This window comes from Nocardioides sp. JCM 18999 (assembly GCF_055391175.1).
Window position 1 is genome coordinate 158790 of record NZ_AP043887.1, and the last position, 14554, is coordinate 173343.

Consider the following 14554-nt stretch of genomic DNA (forward strand, 5'->3'; position numbering starts at 1 on the left):
GAATGCCCGGCGTAGGCTCGACGCATGCTGACCGGCCTGATCTTCCTCGCGGCGGGCCTGCTGCTGTTCGGCCTCGTCGTCTGGTCGGGCAACACCTCACTCCGTCGCGGGGATGGAGCATCCTCGGGAGCCGCCAGCTCGACCGGCGCCCTGGGCAACTTCATCGACGTCTTCGACCCCGCCCGCGCCCGTTCCGACCAGTTCCTCAAGGAGTGGGAGGCGACGGGTGCGGTGCTTCCCTCGCCCGACGGCGATGACCCGCCGATCTCCGTCGACCTCACCCGGGGCACCGCGGTCATCCGTCGCCCGGCCCCGGAGACGGACGAGCGCTGACGCGGGGCATCCGCCCGCCGTCGTACGACGTCTCGCCGGTCCGGCCGACGTCGGGCCGCGGTCGCGACGCGTGGGATGATGTGGCCCGTGGCTGCTGTCCCCAATGTCCTCGCTGGTCGTTACGCCTCCGCTGAGCTCGCTCAGATCTGGAGCCCGGAGCACAAGATCGTGCTGGAGCGTCAGCTCTGGATCGCGGTGCTCAAGGCCCAGCGCGACCTGGGGATCGAGGTCCCCGACGGTGTCGTCGAGGCCTACGAGGCCGTCGTCGAGCAGGTCGACCTGGCGTCGATCGCGGCGCGGGAGAAGATCACCCGCCACGACGTGAAGGCGCGGATCGAGGAGTTCTCCGACCTCGCCGGGCACGAGCACATCCACAAGGGGATGACCTCGCGCGACCTCACCGAGAACGTCGAGCAGCTCCAGATCCTCTCCTCCCTCGTCCTCGTCCGCGGCCGTGCCGTCGCGGCGCTGGCCCGGCTCGCCCGGCTGGCCGCCGAGCACGAGACCACCGTCATGGCCGGTCGCTCGCACAACGTGGCGGCGCAGGCCACCACGCTCGGCAAGCGCTTCGCGACCGTGGCCGACGAGATGCTGGTCTCCTTCCAGCGGATCGAGGAGCTGATCGCGCGCTACCCGCTGCGCGGCATCAAGGGCCCGATGGGCACCTCGCAGGACATGCTCGACCTGCTCGACGGGGACGCCACCAAGCTCGAGGCGCTCGAGCTCGCCGTGGCCAACCACCTGGGCTTCGAACGCGTCTTCACCTCCGTCGGCCAGGTGTATCCGCGCTCGCTCGACTTCGATGTCGTCTCCGCGCTCGTCCAGCTGGTCAGCGCTCCGTCGAACCTGACCACCACGATCCGCCTGATGGCCGGCAACGAGATCGTCACCGAGGGATTCAAGGAGGGCCAGGTCGGCTCGTCCGCGATGCCGCACAAGATGAACTCCCGCTCGTCGGAGCGGGTCAACGGCTTCGCCGTCGTGCTGCGCGGCCACCTGTCGATGATCTCGGAGCTGGCGGGCGACCAGTGGAACGAGGGCGACGTCTCCGACTCCGTCGTCCGCCGGGTCGCGCTGCCCGACGCGTTCTTCGCCACCGACGGTCTGTTCGAGACGTTCCTGACGATCCTCGACGAGTTCGGTGCGTTCCCCGCGGTCATCCAGCGCGAGCTCGACCGCTACCTGCCGTTCCTGGCCACCACCAAGGTCCTGATGGCCGCGGTGAAGCAGGGCGTCGGCCGCGAGGTCGGGCACGAGGCGATCAAGGAGGCAGCCGTCGGCACCGCCCTCGACATGCGCAAGGGCCAGGCCGCGAACGACGTCTTCGAGCGCCTCGCAGCCGACGGTCGCCTCGGGATGTCGCTCGACGAGCTGCACGCGCTGGTCAACGAGCCGATCGAGTTCACCGGTGCCGCCGTCGCGCAGGTGCAGTCGGTCGTCGCCCAGGTGGCCGCGATCACCGAGCGGTTCCCCGACGCCGCTGCCTACACCCCCGGCGACATCCTGTAGGTCGTCCGCCGAGATGTCCGACGACGTGTCGAAGGTGATCACGGTCGCTGCCGTCGTCCTCCGCGATGAGGCCGGCCGCGTGCTCAGCGTGCGCAAACGCGGCACGGACCGGTTCATGCTGCCCGGCGGAAAGCTTGAGCCGGGGGAGGCCGCAGTCGAGGCCGCCGTACGCGAGATCGCGGAGGAGCTCGGCCTCAGCCTGTACGTCGACGGGCTGGTGCTGCTCGGCGGGTTCGAGTCCGAGACGGCCAACGAGCCGGACCACCTGCTCCGCTCCACCGTCTTCGTGTGGCCGCACCCGATCGACCCGGCTGCACCGCAGATCGCGGCCGAGATCGCCGAGGCCCGGTGGGCGACGTTGGACGAGCTCGAGGCCGACCCGCGCACCGCGCCGATGACGGCGGTGCACGTGGTGCCGCGGCTCAGGAATTCCTGAGATCGGGAACCCCTGAATCAGGAGGGGCGGACGTCCAGCACGACGTCGAACTCCAGCAGCTCCGCGCCGGTCGAGACGGGCTTGCGGGGTGCCTCGCCCTCGGGGGTGGCGTGGGCGGCCCGAGCGTCGCCGTCACGCCAGGCCGCGAAGGCCTCCTCGGACTCCCACTGGGTCACGACGAAGTAGCGCGACTCGCCAGCGGTCGGGCGCAGCAGCTGGAAACCGAGGAACCCCGGCTGCCCCTCCACCGTCCCGGCGCGCGCGGCGAACCGCTTCTCGAGCTCGGCACCGGCAGCTTCGGGGACGCTGATCGCGTTGATCTTCACAACAGCCATGCCGCGACCCTACTCGGCGCGCGCCAACCCTCAACTCGGCTGCAGCAACCCTCAAGTCGGCTGCATCAACCCTCAAGTCGGCGTCAGGCGACGGACTTGATCCGGTAGACCATCCACGTGCCGATGATCGCCACGATGCCGGAGACGGCGAACAGCACGGAGAAGCCGCCGGTCCAGTTGATCAGCCCGGCGGCGATCAGCGCGCCGAACGCCTGGGGTCCGGCGGAGCCGATGTTCATGATGCCGAGGTCCTTGGCACGGTCCTCGGCCGCCGGCAGGACGGCGGTGATCAGGGCCTGGTCGACCGCCATGTACGCCCCGTAGCCGGCACCGGCCAGCGCGCCGGCGACGAACATCATCGGCAGGGACGGGGCGAACACCAGCACCAGCGCGGAGGCGGCCGACCCGGCGGCACCCCAGGCGACGAAGATCCGTCGCTTCCCGCTGCGGTCGGAGAAGACACCGGCGAGGTACGTCGCCGCCAACGTGGCGACGAGATAGGCCAGCGTCACCGGGACGATGGTCTTCTCGGGATCGGCGACCTTGAGCCCGTCGCGCAGGAAGAAGAGCAGCTGCGTCGTGCCCAGGGCGTTGCCGAGGTTGACCATCAGCCGGCCCGCGAAGCCCCACGCGAAGTCGGGGTCCGCCCGCGGGTCGACCGCCATCGTCGCGAAGATCTCGCGGATCCGGACGAGCGGAGCGGACCCGGACGGCACCACGTCCCGCTGACGCAGCACCCAGGGGATCACGCAGACCAGCAGGATGAACGTGATCGCCACGTACCGCCCCAGGTCCCCCAGGCCCTGCACGGCGATCAGGCCGATCAGGATGCCGACCGCCTGCGGTCCGTAGATCGCCGCCGACACGACGCCGCGCTGCTGCTCAGGCACCTGGTCGGCCACGACGGCGGCCAGGGACGCGGACAGGATGTTGTAGCCGATCGAGGCGAACACCCAGGCGCACCCGATCAGCACCCAGTGGGTCATCAGCCCCGAAGTCACGAGCCCGACCGAGAAGATCGCGAGCCCGATCACGGCCCAGATCCGGCGCCGCCCGAAGGGGGAGCGGGTCCGGTCGCAGAGCGCGCCGACGACCGGGAGGGACAGGATGGCCATCACGCCGACCGCACCGTTGATGATCCCGAAGTCACGGATGTCGTGCGCCGGGTCGACGTTCTGCAGCTGCTCGGGCAGGACCAGCTGGATCGGCACCAGCCACGCCAGCCAGATCCCGAACCAGGCCAGCGTGAACAGCGAGACCCAGGCTCGTGTCATCGACACCAGCGGCTCCCGCGCCCCGGCCTCCCCGCCGGTCGCCATCGCACTCATGCGGCACACCCTGACACGTGTCGGGCCACTAGGGTCGCCATATGAGGGAGATGTCGGGATACCCGGACGGGTTCTTGTGGGGCGTGGCCACCTCGGCCGTCCAGATCGAGGGTGCGCAGGGCCGTGCCCCGAGCGTGTGGGACACCTTCGCCGCACGCCGCGGCAGCATCGCCGACGGCAGTACGCCGGCCACGGCCTGCGACTCGCTGCACCAGCTGACCAACGACCGAGCCACGGGCGACCTCGACCTGCTCGAGCGCCTCGGCGCGACGACGTACCGCTTCTCGATCTCCTGGCCCCGGGTGGAGAACACCGGGTTCGACTACTACGACCGCCTCGTCGACGGCCTGCTCGAGCGCGGCATCGCCCCGATGGCGACGCTCTTCCACTGGGACACCCCGCAGCACCTCGAGGACGCCGGCGGGTGGGCGAACCCGGACACCGCGCACCGCTTCGCCGAGTACGCCGCCCAGGCGGCGGTCCACCTCGGCGACCGCGTGCCGCGCTGGATCACGCTCAACGAGCCGCGCGAGGTGACGATGCTCGGCCATGCGCTCGGCATCCACGCCCCCGGGCACCAGCTCGGCTTCGACGCCCTGCCGATCGCGCACGAGCTGCTCCGCGCCCACGGTCTCGCGCTGCGGGCGTTGCGCGCCGAGACCACCGGCCAGGTCGGGGTCACCCTCAGCCACGCCCCGGTCCACGCCGCCAGTGACTCCCCGGAGGACCAGGAGGCGGCCGGCTTCTTCGACCTGATCAACAACTGGCTCTTCGCCGACCCGATCCTCACCGGCGCCTACCCGGCCGACCTGGCCGGCCTCATGCCCGAGACCGACCTGGACCTGATCGGCGCCCCGCTCGACTTCTACGGCCTCAACTACTACAACCCGATGCGCGTGGCCGCCCCCGGCAACGGCTCCAGCAGTGTCGACGGCGTCGACGTCGCGGTCGACGGGGTGGAGATGCCGTTCTCGTTCGTGCCGTTCGACGGGCCCGAGCACGAGGGACTCGAGCACACCGACTTCGGCTGGCCGATCATCCCGGGCGGCCTGACCGGGCAGCTCCAGATCCTCAGGACCCGCTACGGCACGGGGCTCCCGCCCGTCATCATCACCGAGAACGGCGCCAGCTTCACCGAACCGTCCGGCACGTTCGACGACCAGCGCCGGATCGCCTACGTCGACTCCCACCTCGCCGCACTGCGTGCGGCGATCGCCGACGGCGCCGACGTCCGTGGCTACTGCCACTGGTCGTTGATGGACAACTGGGAGTGGGCCGAGGGCTTCGGCCAACGCTTCGGGCTGGTCCACGTCGACCACGCCACCGGCGTGCGCACGCCGCGGGCCAGCTTCGACTGGTACGCCGACCACATCCGCACCGCCCAACGCGCGCAGGAGAAGACCCGTGCCTGAGAACCCCGTCCGCTGGGGCATCCTCGCCACCGGCAAGATCGCCCGCCAGTTCGCCACCGACCTCGCTCTGGTCGACGACGCCGAGCTGGTCGCGGTCGCCTCGCGCGACCTCACCACCGCGCAGCAGTTCGCCGCGACGCACGGCACCGCCGCCACGACGGCGTACGGCTCCTACGAGGCCCTCGTCGCCGCGGACGACGTCGACGTGGTCTACGTCGCCACCCCGCACAGCCGCCACCTCGTCGACGCCCGGCTCGCCCTCGAGGCCGGCAAGCCGGTGCTGTGCGAGAAGGCGTTCACGCTCGACGCCCCCGACGCGCAGACCCTCGTCGATCTCGCCGTCGAGCGCGGCCTGTTCCTGATGGAGGCGATGTGGAGCGCGTGCCACCCAGCGATCCACGCCGTCGCCCGCAGGCTCGAGGCCGGCGAGTTCGGCATCCCTCGCCACTTCCACGCCGAGCTCGGGTTCGTCGTCCCGCCCGACCCGGCCAGCCGCTTCCGCGATCCGAGCCTGGGCGCCGGCGCCCTGCTCGACGTGGGCATCTACCCCCTCACCGTGGCGCACCTGCTGCTCGGCGAGGCGCTCACCCTGACCGCGCACGCCGACGTGATCACCACCGAGACGGGGAGCTACGACGACACGGTCGTGATCGCCGGCACCTACCCGAACGGGGTGCTCGCCACGATGGTCGGCAGCATCGCCTCGTGGACCTCGCGCGAGGCCACGATCGGCACCACCACCGGCCGGCTCGTGCTCGACGACTTCCACCACCCGACCCGGATCACGTTCACGCCGTACGCCGACGGGCGGCCCGGCACGCCGGTCGAGATCGAGCCGGAGGAGCCGGTGATCGGGCGCGGCTACGGCAACGAGATCGCCGAGGTCGGCCGCTGCCTGCGTGCGGGGCTGACCGAGAGCCCGTGGGTGCCGCACGCCCAGACCCTGGCGATCATGTGGCAGATGGACCAGGTCCGCGCTGCCGTCGGGGTCGTCTACCCGCGCAGCTCCCCGAGCCACGACGACAACTAGGCTGAGCGTCGTGCTGAACATCCCCGACGCTCCCGCCATCGCCGGCGCCCGCCACCTGCACTCGGGCAAGGTGCGTGACCTCTACGAGCTCACCGAGGGCCCGTACGTCGGCAAGCTGCTGATGGTGGCCAGCGACCGGATCAGCGCGTTCGACTACGTGCTCGAGTCGACCATCCCCGACAAGGGCGAGATCCTCACCCGGATGAGCCTGTGGTGGTTCGACCAGCTCTCCACGCTGGTGCCCAACCACGTGATCTCCACCGACGTCCCCGCGTCCGTCGCCGGGCGCGCGCTGGTCGTGGACAAGCTCGCGATGTTCCCGGTCGAGTGCGTGGCGCGCGGCTACCTCACCGGCTCGGGCCTGACCGACTACCAGCAGACCGGTGAGGTCTGCGGGGTCGCGCTCCCGCCGGGACTGGTCGACGGGTCCCGGCTGCCGCGCGCGATCTTCACCCCGGCCACCAAGGCCGAGCTCGGCGACCACGACGAGAACGTCTCCTACGAGACCGTCGCCCACCAGATCGGCCACGACGACGCCGCCGAGCTGCGCCACCTGACCCTCGCGATCTACGAGCGCGCCGACGAGATCGCCCGCGGAGCCGGGCTGATCCTGGCCGACACCAAGTTCGAGTTCGGTGTCCGGGCCGGCCACGAGCACGACTTCGGCGGTGGCACCCGCGCGATCGTGCTGGGCGACGAGGTGCTGACCCCGGACTCCTCGCGGTTCTGGAGCCTGGACGAGTGGGCGCCGGGCGGTACCCAGCCGTCGTACGACAAGCAGATCGTGCGCAACTGGCTGCTCTCGCCCGACTCGGGCTGGGACAAGAACAGCGGGGAGCAGCCGCCGGCGCTGCCGGCCGAGGTCGTCGAACGCACCCGCAGCCGCTACGTCGAGGCGTACGAGAAGCTCACTCAAACTCGATTCTAGTCGAGTAAGGGTGTCGCTGGGGAACCCGGCCCCCTCGTGGATCGTTGGGTGACTCGTCAGTAACATGTGACGCAGACCACCCCCATCCAACGGAGGACTCCGGTGACGACGTACAACCTCGCATCCCTGCTCGAAGACAGCGCTTCGGCCTATCCCGACCGCGACGCCGTCGTGATCGGGGAGACCCGGCTGAGCTACGCCACGCTGGACGGCTTCGCGAACCGGGTCGCGAACCTCCTGACGAGCAAGGGCATCGGACACGGCGACAAGGTCGCCCTGATGGCCCCCAACGTGCCCTACTTCCCGATGGTCTACTTCGGGATCCTCAAGGCCGGTGCGACCGTGGTCCCGCTCAACGTGCTGCTCAAGGCGCGCGAGGTGACGTACCACCTGAAGGACTCCGACGCGAAGGCGCTCTTCGCCTTCGAGGGCACCCCGGAGCTGCCGATCGGCGCCGAGGCGCACAAGGGCGCCGTCGACGCCGGCGTCGAGGACTTCTTCGTCATCACCGCCGACATGATGGCTGACTCCCCGATCGAGGGCGTCCCGACGCTGGTCCAGGCCGCGCTCCCGATGGACGACACCTTCGAGACCGTCGCCACCGACGAGGACGACACCGCCGTCATCCTCTACACCTCGGGCACCACCGGTCAGCCCAAGGGCGCCGAGCTGCGCCACCGCAACATGCGCGACAACGCGCTCGCCGGCCGGGAGCTCTTCGGCGCCGACGCCGAGCGTCCCGACACCTACCTCTGCGTGCTGCCGCTCTTCCACGCCTTCGGCCAGACCGTGATCCTGCTGGGCGCGTTCGCGTTCGGTGGCACCGTCGTGCTGCTCCCGCGCTTCGAGCCCAACGCCGCGATCGAGCTGCTGGTCAAGGAGAAGGTCACCTTCTTCGCCGGTGTCCCGACGATGTACTGGGGCCTGCTCGGCGCGCTCGGCGAGAACGACCACGTCGACGAGATCGCCAAGAACCTGCGGGTCGCCGCCTCCGGTGGCTCGGCGCTGCCGGTGGAGATCCACAAGGAGTTCGAGAAGCGCTTCGGCGTCACGATCATGGAGGGCTACGGCCTGTCCGAGACCTCCCCGGTCGCCTCGTTCTCGGTCTTCGGCCAGCCCGCCCGGGTCGGCTCGATCGGCACCCCGATCCCGGGGTGCGAGATGAAGCTGCTCACCCCCGGCACCTGGGACGAGCAGGACTGGGAGCGCGACGCGATCGGCGAGATCGCGATCAAGGGCACCAACGTGTTCAAGGGCTACTACGCCCGGCCCGAGGCGACCGCCGAGGTGCTCTCCGAGGACGGCTGGTTCCGTTCGGGTGACCTGGGCAAGCGCGACGAGGACGGCTGGTACTACATCGTCGACCGCGCCAAGGAGCTCATCATCCGCGGCGGCTTCAACGTCTACCCGCGCGAGATCGAAGAGGTCCTGCTGACCCACCCCGCGATCTCGCTGGCCGCGGTCATCGGCGTCCCGCACGACTCCCACGGCGAGGAGGTCAAGGCCGTGATCGTGCTCAAGCCGAGCGCCTCGGCCACGCCCGAGGAGATCGTCGCCTGGTCCAAGGAGACGATGGCGAGCTACAAGTACCCGCGCATCGTCGACATCGTCTCGGCCCTGCCGATGACGGCGACCGGGAAGATCCTCAAGCGCGAGCTCAGCTGACCGTGGGGTGAGCAGGCAGAAGTTTTCGCCTCACTCACGGTGAACAGGCACTTGTTTGCAGCGGCGCTGCAAACAAGTGCCTGTTCACGTTCGTGGCAGTGAAAACTTCTGCCTGCTCACCGGGTGGCTGTTCAGCTGGTGAACGGGTTCGGCAGCGCGCCGGGGAGCCCGGCGAGCAGCTCGCGCGCACGGGCGGCGACCTTGTGCTCCACCAGCACCTCGTACCGGGTCGCGACGACCTGGGTGATCGAGGAGAAGTCCCGCTGGCCCCGCGTCATCGCGTAGCCGACGAGTGCCCAGATCAGCCCGAACGCCGCCCCGAACAGCATCGTCGACACGATCACACCCAAGGTGTTCTCGTCGGTGAACAGGGCGAACACGATCCCGATGAAGAGGCCCAGCCAGAGGCCGGAGAGCAGGCCGCCGACGGCGACCCGTCCGTTGGTGAGGCGCCCGGTGATCCGCTCGACCCGCTTCAGCTCGGTGCCGACGATCATGCAGTTCTCGACGGGGAACTCCTGGTCGCTGAGGAAGTCGACCGTTCGTTGGGCGGCCGCGTAGTCGTCGTACACGGCCAGGGACTGCGGGAACTCCAGCTTGAGGGGGTTGCGCGCGGGTCCCGGACCGAAGGAGGACGGAGTGCTCATGCCTCCAGTGTGCCTCCTGCGGTGAAGGCTGGACGCGATGCAACCTCACCGGCGCCCACCGCTTAGACTCACGGCCATGCCTCGCATCGTTGTTGATGTCATGCCCAAGCCGGAGATCCTCGACCCCCAGGGCAAGGCCGTCCTCGGTGCGCTGCCCCGTCTGGGCTTCAGCGGCGTGACCGAGGTCCGCCAGGGCAAGCGGTTCGAGCTCGAGGTCGCCGACACCTCGCCGGCCACGCTCGCCGAGATCGAGAAGCTGGCCGAGACGTTCCTGGCCAACACGGTCATCGAGAACTTCGTCGTCCGCGTCGAAGCCTGAGGACTGACCGATGCGCGTTGGTGTCATCACGTTCCCCGGCACGCTCGACGACGTCGACGCGTCCCGCGCCGTCCGCCTGACCGGCAACGAGCCGGTCAGCCTCTGGCACGGCGACCACGACCTGCAGGGCGTCGACGCGGTCATCCTGCCCGGCGGCTTCTCCTACGGCGACTACCTGCGCTGCGGCGCGATCAGCCGGTTCGCGCCGATCATGACCGAGGTCATCGAGGGCGCCAACAAGGGTCTGCCCGTGCTCGGCATCTGCAACGGCTTCCAGATCCTGGTCGAGTCGCACCTGCTCCCCGGTGGGCTGCTGATGAACGACCACCTCAAGTTCATCTGCCGCGACCAGACGCTGCGGATCGAGAACAACCAGACCGCCTGGACGAACTCCTACGAGCTCAACCAGGAGATCGTCGTCCCGCTGAAGAACGGTGAGGGCCAGTTCCAGGCTGACGCCGAGACCATCGCGCGGCTCGAGGGCGAGGGCCGGATCGTGGCCCGCTACGTCGGGTTCAATCCCAACGGCTCGGTCAACGACATCGCCGGCATCACCAACGAGCGTGGCAACGTGGTCGGTCTGATGCCGCACCCCGAGCACGCCGTCGAGGAGCTCACCGGCTCCGGCACCGAGGGCTCCGGCTTCTTCACCAGCATCCTCACCGCCGCGCTCTCCTGAGCGCAGCAGCAGTCAGGGCAGCGGGTCAGCGCTTCCCGGCCTGCAGCTTCCGCCACTCCGCGGCACCGAACGGGCTGCCCGTGGAGGCGCCGACCTTGATCCGCCAGCTGCGCAGCGCCTTCAGCGACGTCGAGGTGAAGTACCCCTTCACCGGTAGCCGCAGCGACGGGTTGGCGGCGTTGAGCGCCCGCTGCACGTCACGCACCCGCGGACCGGTCGACTTGGCGCTGAGCGTCACCCGTGGCCCCTTGGCCAGCAGCCACATCCACTGCGTCGCGTTCCAGCGCGGGGTGGCGGTGAACCCGTGGTTGCGCCGCCACGTCGTGACGAACTGCTGCACGGTCGCGTTGTAGCGCCCGCCGACGGGCCCGCGGTACGTCGTCCGCTCCCGCAGCAGGCAGGTCAGTGCCCGCACCGACGCGGCGTCGGGGGTGTACGTCGAGGTCGCCGGCCTCAAGGCGTGGTACCTGGCGAGGTTGACCTTGATCCCGCGCGCCCCCGAACCGCCGAGGTTCGCGCAGTGCACCTCGGCCTTGACCGCCGGGACGGGCGCGCTGCTGGGCTGCGGGGGAGTGGTGGTCGGCATCACCGTCGGCTTGGGAGTCGGCTTCGGCGTGGGCTTGGCCGTCGCCGGCGCGGCGAGGGCGAGGTAGTTGCGGTCGATGTTGATCGTCACGCCGCCCCAGGTCTCGTTGTGCCCGCCCTGGAACTGCTTGATCCGGGCACCCTTCCAGCCGTCGTCGGAGATGTAGTCCGTGGCCGAGGTGTTCGCCTTGCCGTCGTACCGAGCGAGCCAGATCGCGTCGGGCAGGGTGATGTTGGCGGGCCGCTTGAGCCGGGCGGCCTCGACCATCTTCATCCCGGAGCCCGCGCTGGAATAGAGCGCGGCGCGGTAGCCGAGCGCCTTGACCCGGACGGTCCACGCCGAGACGAAGCGGAGCGCTGACTCGCGGCACGCCTTGTTGCCGTAGTCGTAGCCCTCGAGGTCGTAGAAGATCATCGACCCCTTCGTCAGGCCGAGCTCCTGGGCGTCGTTGACCGTCTTGGTGCCCTCCGCGGTGCCCTGGCTGCGCGCCTTGGCGTAGTCGTTCGTCGCGGTCGGGCTGATCTTGAAGTCGTCGGCGTAGCGCGGGAACCGCGGCTGGCACGAGGCCTGCGGACCGAGCGTGATCGGCAGCAGGTGCCATCCGGCCGCGAGCTGCTTCGAGACCCAGGTCGCGTTGAGGTAGGTCTGCTTGCGGCACGCCCGCGAGTCGCCGGAGATGTAGATCCCGACCGAGCGGAACGGGCTCTTCTTGATCCAGACGTCCATCGCGGACTGCTTCGGCGCCTGGCACTGGTCGAACCCGAGCCCCGTGAAACCCCCGGGCGTCACCGGGTTGGCCGCGGTCTTCCGGGCGAGGTCGTTCGCGGGCCGCGGCAGCACCAGCAGTACGGCGGCGAGCGCGATGAGCGTCGCCGCGATGATGATCACGCGCGGATGGCGCAGTGCGCCGACGACCCCATGCATGCAGCCGAGCCTAAGTCACTTCCGTCACTCTGGGGCTCTGCAACACCAGGGCTAACCGTTCGGGTAGTCCCCGCCGGGGATCTCGAAGAACTCCTCCAGCGTGGTCACGCCGGCCTCCTCCATCGCCCGCACCAGCCGGCGGCCGACGTAGCGCAGGTGCCACGGCTCGGCGGCGTAGCCGGTGATCTCGGTGGTGGCCTCGGCGTAGCGGACCAGGAACCCGAACTCACCGGCGTGCTCGGTGACCCAGCGCCCTGCCGTCGTACCGGCGAAGCAGGGGTTGAGCTGGCAGGAGCCGTCGCGGGCGTCGTCGACGTCGATCGCGAGCCCGCTCTGGTGCTCGCTGTGGCCGGGGCGGGCCGAGACCGCGTCGGCGGCCTCGACGGAGCCGGTCCCGGCCAGCTGCGCCTGGTAGATGCTGTGCTGCCGGTGGTAGGTGCGGAAGCCGCTGACCACCTCGAGCGGTGCGCCGGCCTCCTCGGCGGCGCGGAGCATCGCCTGCAGCGGCCCGGCGATCGTCCGCCCGACCTCCTTGGCGGCGACGACGGTCAGCGGCGGGACGAACGACGTCGGGCTGATCGGGTGCGACTTGTTGATCACCACCGACAGCGAGCTCGGATCGGTGGTCGAGTGGGCGGTGCGGTCGAACGCGGCCACCGGGGGCTCGGGGGAGACAGGAGTGCTGACTGCCGCCGCAGGGGTCGGGGTGCTGCTCGGCGGGGTGGCCTGGAGTGCCTGGCTGACGTTCTCGGAGTGCGCCGGCACGGGGGTCTCGGTGGTGCTCAGGAAGATCGGCACCGCGATCGCGAGGAGGGTCAGAACGACCGAGACGCCGACGCGTGCGGGCAGCACACGTCGGCGTCTCCTCATGTGGGTGGACCTTAGGCGATGGAGGCGAGCCTCAGGCCGCTTCGGGCACCAGCGCCGGGCGTCGGACGTTCAACGTGAGCGCGGTGATCACGCCGAGACCGACCAGGATCGCGGCCGCGGTGTAGCCGGCCCGGGCCGCGTCGACGAACCCGGAGGCGTGGTGCGAGGCGTAGACGCTGGTCACGATCGCGAAGCCGATCGCCCCACCGAGCTGCTGCGTGGTCTGCAGCAGGCCCGAGGCCGAGCCGGCGTGCTCGGGCTCGACGCCCTGGAGGACGAGGCCGGTCATTGGCATCAGCGCGAGGCCGACGGCCATCCCGCCGAGGAAGAGCGACGGCATGATCATCCAGTACCCGGCGTCGTGCGGCAGCGTGGCCATGTGGGTGAAGGACACCAGCGCCATCAGGGTGCCGGTCAGGATCATCCGGGCGTGGCCGTAGCGGGCGACCAGCCGCGGCGTGAACCGGGAGAGCACGAAGATCGACACCGGCCAGGGCAGGAAGCCGAGGCCCGCCTGGATCGGCGACATCCCCAGGTGGTCCTCCAGGAACTGCACGGTCACGAAGAACATGCCGAGCATCGATCCGAACAGTGCGACCGACGTCGCCAGGGTCGCGACCCGGCGACGGCTGCGCAGCAGCTCCGGGCGCAGCAGCGGGTGCGGGTGGCGCTTCTCGGTCGCGGCCAGGACCGCGAAGAGGGCCAGCGCCAGGACGATCCCGCCGAAGGTGCGCGGATCGGTCCAGCCCCACTCGGGAGCCTTGACCAGGGTGAAGACCAGGGCCACCGCACCACCGGTCGCGGTGATCGCGCCGACGATGTCGAACCGGCCGTGACGGCGCGGGGTCTCGTCGATCAGACGGGGAACCACGGCCAGGATGACCAGGCCGATCGGCACGTTGACGAACAGCGTCGCGCGCCACGAGACGGCCTCGGTGAGGATGCCGCCGAGGACCATGCCGAGCGCGCCGCCGCCGGAGGAGACAGCGGTGAACGCGGCGAGCGCCTTGTTCCGGGCCTGCTCGGAGCGGGCGTTCGTGGTGATCAGGGCGAGCACGCTGGGCGCGGCAAGCGCGGCGCCGACGCCCTGGGCGGCGCGGGAGATGACGAGCATCGTCGGGTCCGCGGCCAGACCGCCGACCAGGGAGAAGAGTGTGAAGATCGCGATGCCGAGCAGGAAGATCCGGCGCCGGCCGAGCACGTCGCCGAGTCGGCCGCCGAGGAGCAGCAGGCCACCGAAGGCGAGGGTGTAGGCGTTGAGCACCCAGGACAGGGACGCGGGGCCGAAGCCGAGCGAGGCGATGTCGGGCAGGGCCACGTTCACGATCGTGGCGTCGAGGACGAGCATGAGCTGGGCAGTGAGGATGAACGCGAGGCCGAGGGTCGGGTTGCGACCGGCCTGCTTCCCGCTGCCGGCGCGGACCTCGTGGGTCCGCGGAGTCGAGGTGAGAGACATGAGGAGAGGTCCTGTTCTGGCCTGATCGGGCCACCTAGGCTTTAATTGGAGACATTCTCCGCTTGTCGGGAACAGTACCGGAGAGTGTCTCCGTTTA

15 protein-coding genes are annotated in these 14554 nt (G+C 70.1%); 9 read left to right on the forward strand and 6 right to left on the reverse strand.

Annotated elements, in window-relative coordinates:
- Positions 1-24 precede the first annotated feature (24 nt).
- The 3 genes from ACZ5J1_RS00740 (at position 25) to ACZ5J1_RS00750 (ending at position 2278) form a co-directional block, all read left to right on the forward strand.
- Positions 25-333 carry a hypothetical protein gene (locus ACZ5J1_RS00740; protein ID WP_464561660.1) on the forward strand — a complete coding sequence of 103 codons (309 nt, stop codon included), beginning with the start codon at positions 25-27 and terminating at the stop codon, positions 331-333.
- An 87-nt stretch (positions 334-420) separates the two neighbouring features.
- Positions 421-1842: an adenylosuccinate lyase gene (purB, locus tag ACZ5J1_RS00745; RefSeq protein ID WP_464561662.1), complete on the forward strand. Its 1422-nt coding sequence runs from the start codon at positions 421-423 to the stop codon at positions 1840-1842.
- A 13-nt stretch (positions 1843-1855) separates the two neighbouring features.
- A complete protein-coding gene (locus ACZ5J1_RS00750; protein WP_464561664.1) occupies positions 1856-2278 on the forward strand; it encodes an NUDIX hydrolase in 423 nt (140 codons plus the stop codon).
- A gap of 17 nt (positions 2279-2295) precedes the next feature.
- On the opposite strand, the gene ACZ5J1_RS00755 is transcribed toward ACZ5J1_RS00750, so the two are convergent.
- Entirely contained in the window at positions 2296-2613 is a 318-nt protein-coding gene (locus ACZ5J1_RS00755) for an antibiotic biosynthesis monooxygenase family protein (protein WP_464561666.1), read from the reverse strand.
- A gap of 83 nt (positions 2614-2696) precedes the next feature.
- Entirely contained in the window at positions 2697-3941 is a 1245-nt protein-coding gene (locus ACZ5J1_RS00760) for an MFS transporter (protein WP_464561667.1), read from the reverse strand.
- A 41-nt stretch (positions 3942-3982) separates the two neighbouring features.
- On the opposite strand from ACZ5J1_RS00760, the gene ACZ5J1_RS00765 reads away from it, so the two are divergent.
- From ACZ5J1_RS00765 to ACZ5J1_RS00780, 4 genes are all read left to right on the forward strand, one after another.
- On the forward strand, positions 3983-5353 hold the full coding sequence (locus ACZ5J1_RS00765) for a glycoside hydrolase family 1 protein (protein ID WP_464561669.1): 1371 nt from the start codon (positions 3983-3985) through the stop codon (positions 5351-5353).
- Positions 5346-6383 carry a Gfo/Idh/MocA family protein gene (locus ACZ5J1_RS00770; protein ID WP_464561671.1) on the forward strand — a complete coding sequence of 346 codons (1038 nt, stop codon included), beginning with the start codon at positions 5346-5348 and terminating at the stop codon, positions 6381-6383. The genes ACZ5J1_RS00765 and ACZ5J1_RS00770 overlap by 8 nt, the downstream gene beginning before the upstream one ends.
- 10 nt (positions 6384-6393) lie before the next feature.
- Complete coding sequence (locus ACZ5J1_RS00775) at positions 6394-7311, forward strand: phosphoribosylaminoimidazolesuccinocarboxamide synthase (RefSeq protein WP_464561673.1); 918 nt, start codon at positions 6394-6396, stop codon at positions 7309-7311.
- 102 nt (positions 7312-7413) lie between these two features.
- On the forward strand, positions 7414-8976 hold the full coding sequence (locus tag ACZ5J1_RS00780; RefSeq protein ID WP_464561675.1) for a long-chain-fatty-acid--CoA ligase: 1563 nt from the start codon (positions 7414-7416) through the stop codon (positions 8974-8976).
- A 131-nt stretch (positions 8977-9107) separates the two neighbouring features.
- Here the strand turns inward: ACZ5J1_RS00780 and ACZ5J1_RS00785 are convergent, their stop codons facing one another.
- The gene (locus ACZ5J1_RS00785) at positions 9108-9623 is read right to left on the reverse strand and encodes a YflT domain-containing protein (RefSeq protein ID WP_464561677.1); all 516 of its coding nucleotides are present in this window, start codon (positions 9621-9623) and stop codon (positions 9108-9110) included.
- A 76-nt stretch (positions 9624-9699) separates the two neighbouring features.
- Here ACZ5J1_RS00785 and purS point away from each other — a divergent pair, with 76 nt between their 5' ends.
- Together purS and purQ are read left to right on the forward strand one after the other, a co-directional pair.
- Positions 9700-9942 (forward strand): phosphoribosylformylglycinamidine synthase subunit PurS, encoded by a 243-nt coding sequence (gene purS / locus ACZ5J1_RS00790; protein WP_464561679.1) that lies wholly within the window; start codon positions 9700-9702, stop codon positions 9940-9942.
- 10 nt (positions 9943-9952) lie between these two features.
- Positions 9953-10621 (forward strand): phosphoribosylformylglycinamidine synthase subunit PurQ, encoded by a 669-nt coding sequence (gene purQ / locus ACZ5J1_RS00795; RefSeq protein ID WP_464561681.1) that lies wholly within the window; start codon positions 9953-9955, stop codon positions 10619-10621.
- A 25-nt stretch (positions 10622-10646) separates the two neighbouring features.
- Here purQ and ACZ5J1_RS00800 read toward each other — a convergent pair whose 3' ends face one another.
- Genes ACZ5J1_RS00800 through ACZ5J1_RS00810 form a run of 3 tightly spaced genes read right to left on the reverse strand, consistent with a single transcriptional unit; the run spans position 10647 to position 14457 of the window.
- Complete coding sequence (locus tag ACZ5J1_RS00800) at positions 10647-12131, reverse strand: glycoside hydrolase domain-containing protein (RefSeq protein WP_464561683.1); 1485 nt, start codon at positions 12129-12131, stop codon at positions 10647-10649.
- Between the two features lie 51 nt (positions 12132-12182).
- Positions 12183-12983 (reverse strand): M15 family metallopeptidase, encoded by an 801-nt coding sequence (locus tag ACZ5J1_RS00805; protein ID WP_464561685.1) that lies wholly within the window; start codon positions 12981-12983, stop codon positions 12183-12185.
- A 49-nt stretch (positions 12984-13032) separates the two neighbouring features.
- Positions 13033-14457 (reverse strand): MFS transporter, encoded by a 1425-nt coding sequence (locus tag ACZ5J1_RS00810; RefSeq protein WP_464561687.1) that lies wholly within the window; start codon positions 14455-14457, stop codon positions 13033-13035.
- Positions 14458-14554: the final 97 nt, after the last annotated feature.

What these genes read in the sequence shown, in the direction of transcription:
- ACZ5J1_RS00740 (WP_464561660.1), top strand. Translation starts at nt 25, where the DNA reads ATGCTGACCGGCCTGATCTTCCTCGCGGCGGGCCTGCTGCTGTTCGGC.
- ACZ5J1_RS00750 (WP_464561664.1), top strand. Translation starts at nt 1,856, where the DNA reads ATGTCCGACGACGTGTCGAAGGTGATCACGGTCGCTGCCGTCGTCCTC.
- ACZ5J1_RS00755 (WP_464561666.1), bottom strand. Translation starts at nt 2,613, where the DNA reads ATGGCTGTTGTGAAGATCAACGCGATCAGCGTCCCCGAAGCTGCCGGT.
- ACZ5J1_RS00760 (WP_464561667.1), bottom strand. Translation starts at nt 3,941, where the DNA reads ATGAGTGCGATGGCGACCGGCGGGGAGGCCGGGGCGCGGGAGCCGCTG.
- ACZ5J1_RS00765 (WP_464561669.1), top strand. Translation starts at nt 3,983, where the DNA reads ATGAGGGAGATGTCGGGATACCCGGACGGGTTCTTGTGGGGCGTGGCC.
- ACZ5J1_RS00785 (WP_464561677.1), bottom strand. Translation starts at nt 9,623, where the DNA reads ATGAGCACTCCGTCCTCCTTCGGTCCGGGACCCGCGCGCAACCCCCTC.
- purS (WP_464561679.1), top strand. Translation starts at nt 9,700, where the DNA reads ATGCCTCGCATCGTTGTTGATGTCATGCCCAAGCCGGAGATCCTCGAC.
- purQ (WP_464561681.1), top strand. Translation starts at nt 9,953, where the DNA reads ATGCGCGTTGGTGTCATCACGTTCCCCGGCACGCTCGACGACGTCGAC.
- ACZ5J1_RS00800 (WP_464561683.1), bottom strand. Translation starts at nt 12,131, where the DNA reads ATGCATGGGGTCGTCGGCGCACTGCGCCATCCGCGCGTGATCATCATC.
- ACZ5J1_RS00810 (WP_464561687.1), bottom strand. Translation starts at nt 14,457, where the DNA reads ATGTCTCTCACCTCGACTCCGCGGACCCACGAGGTCCGCGCCGGCAGC.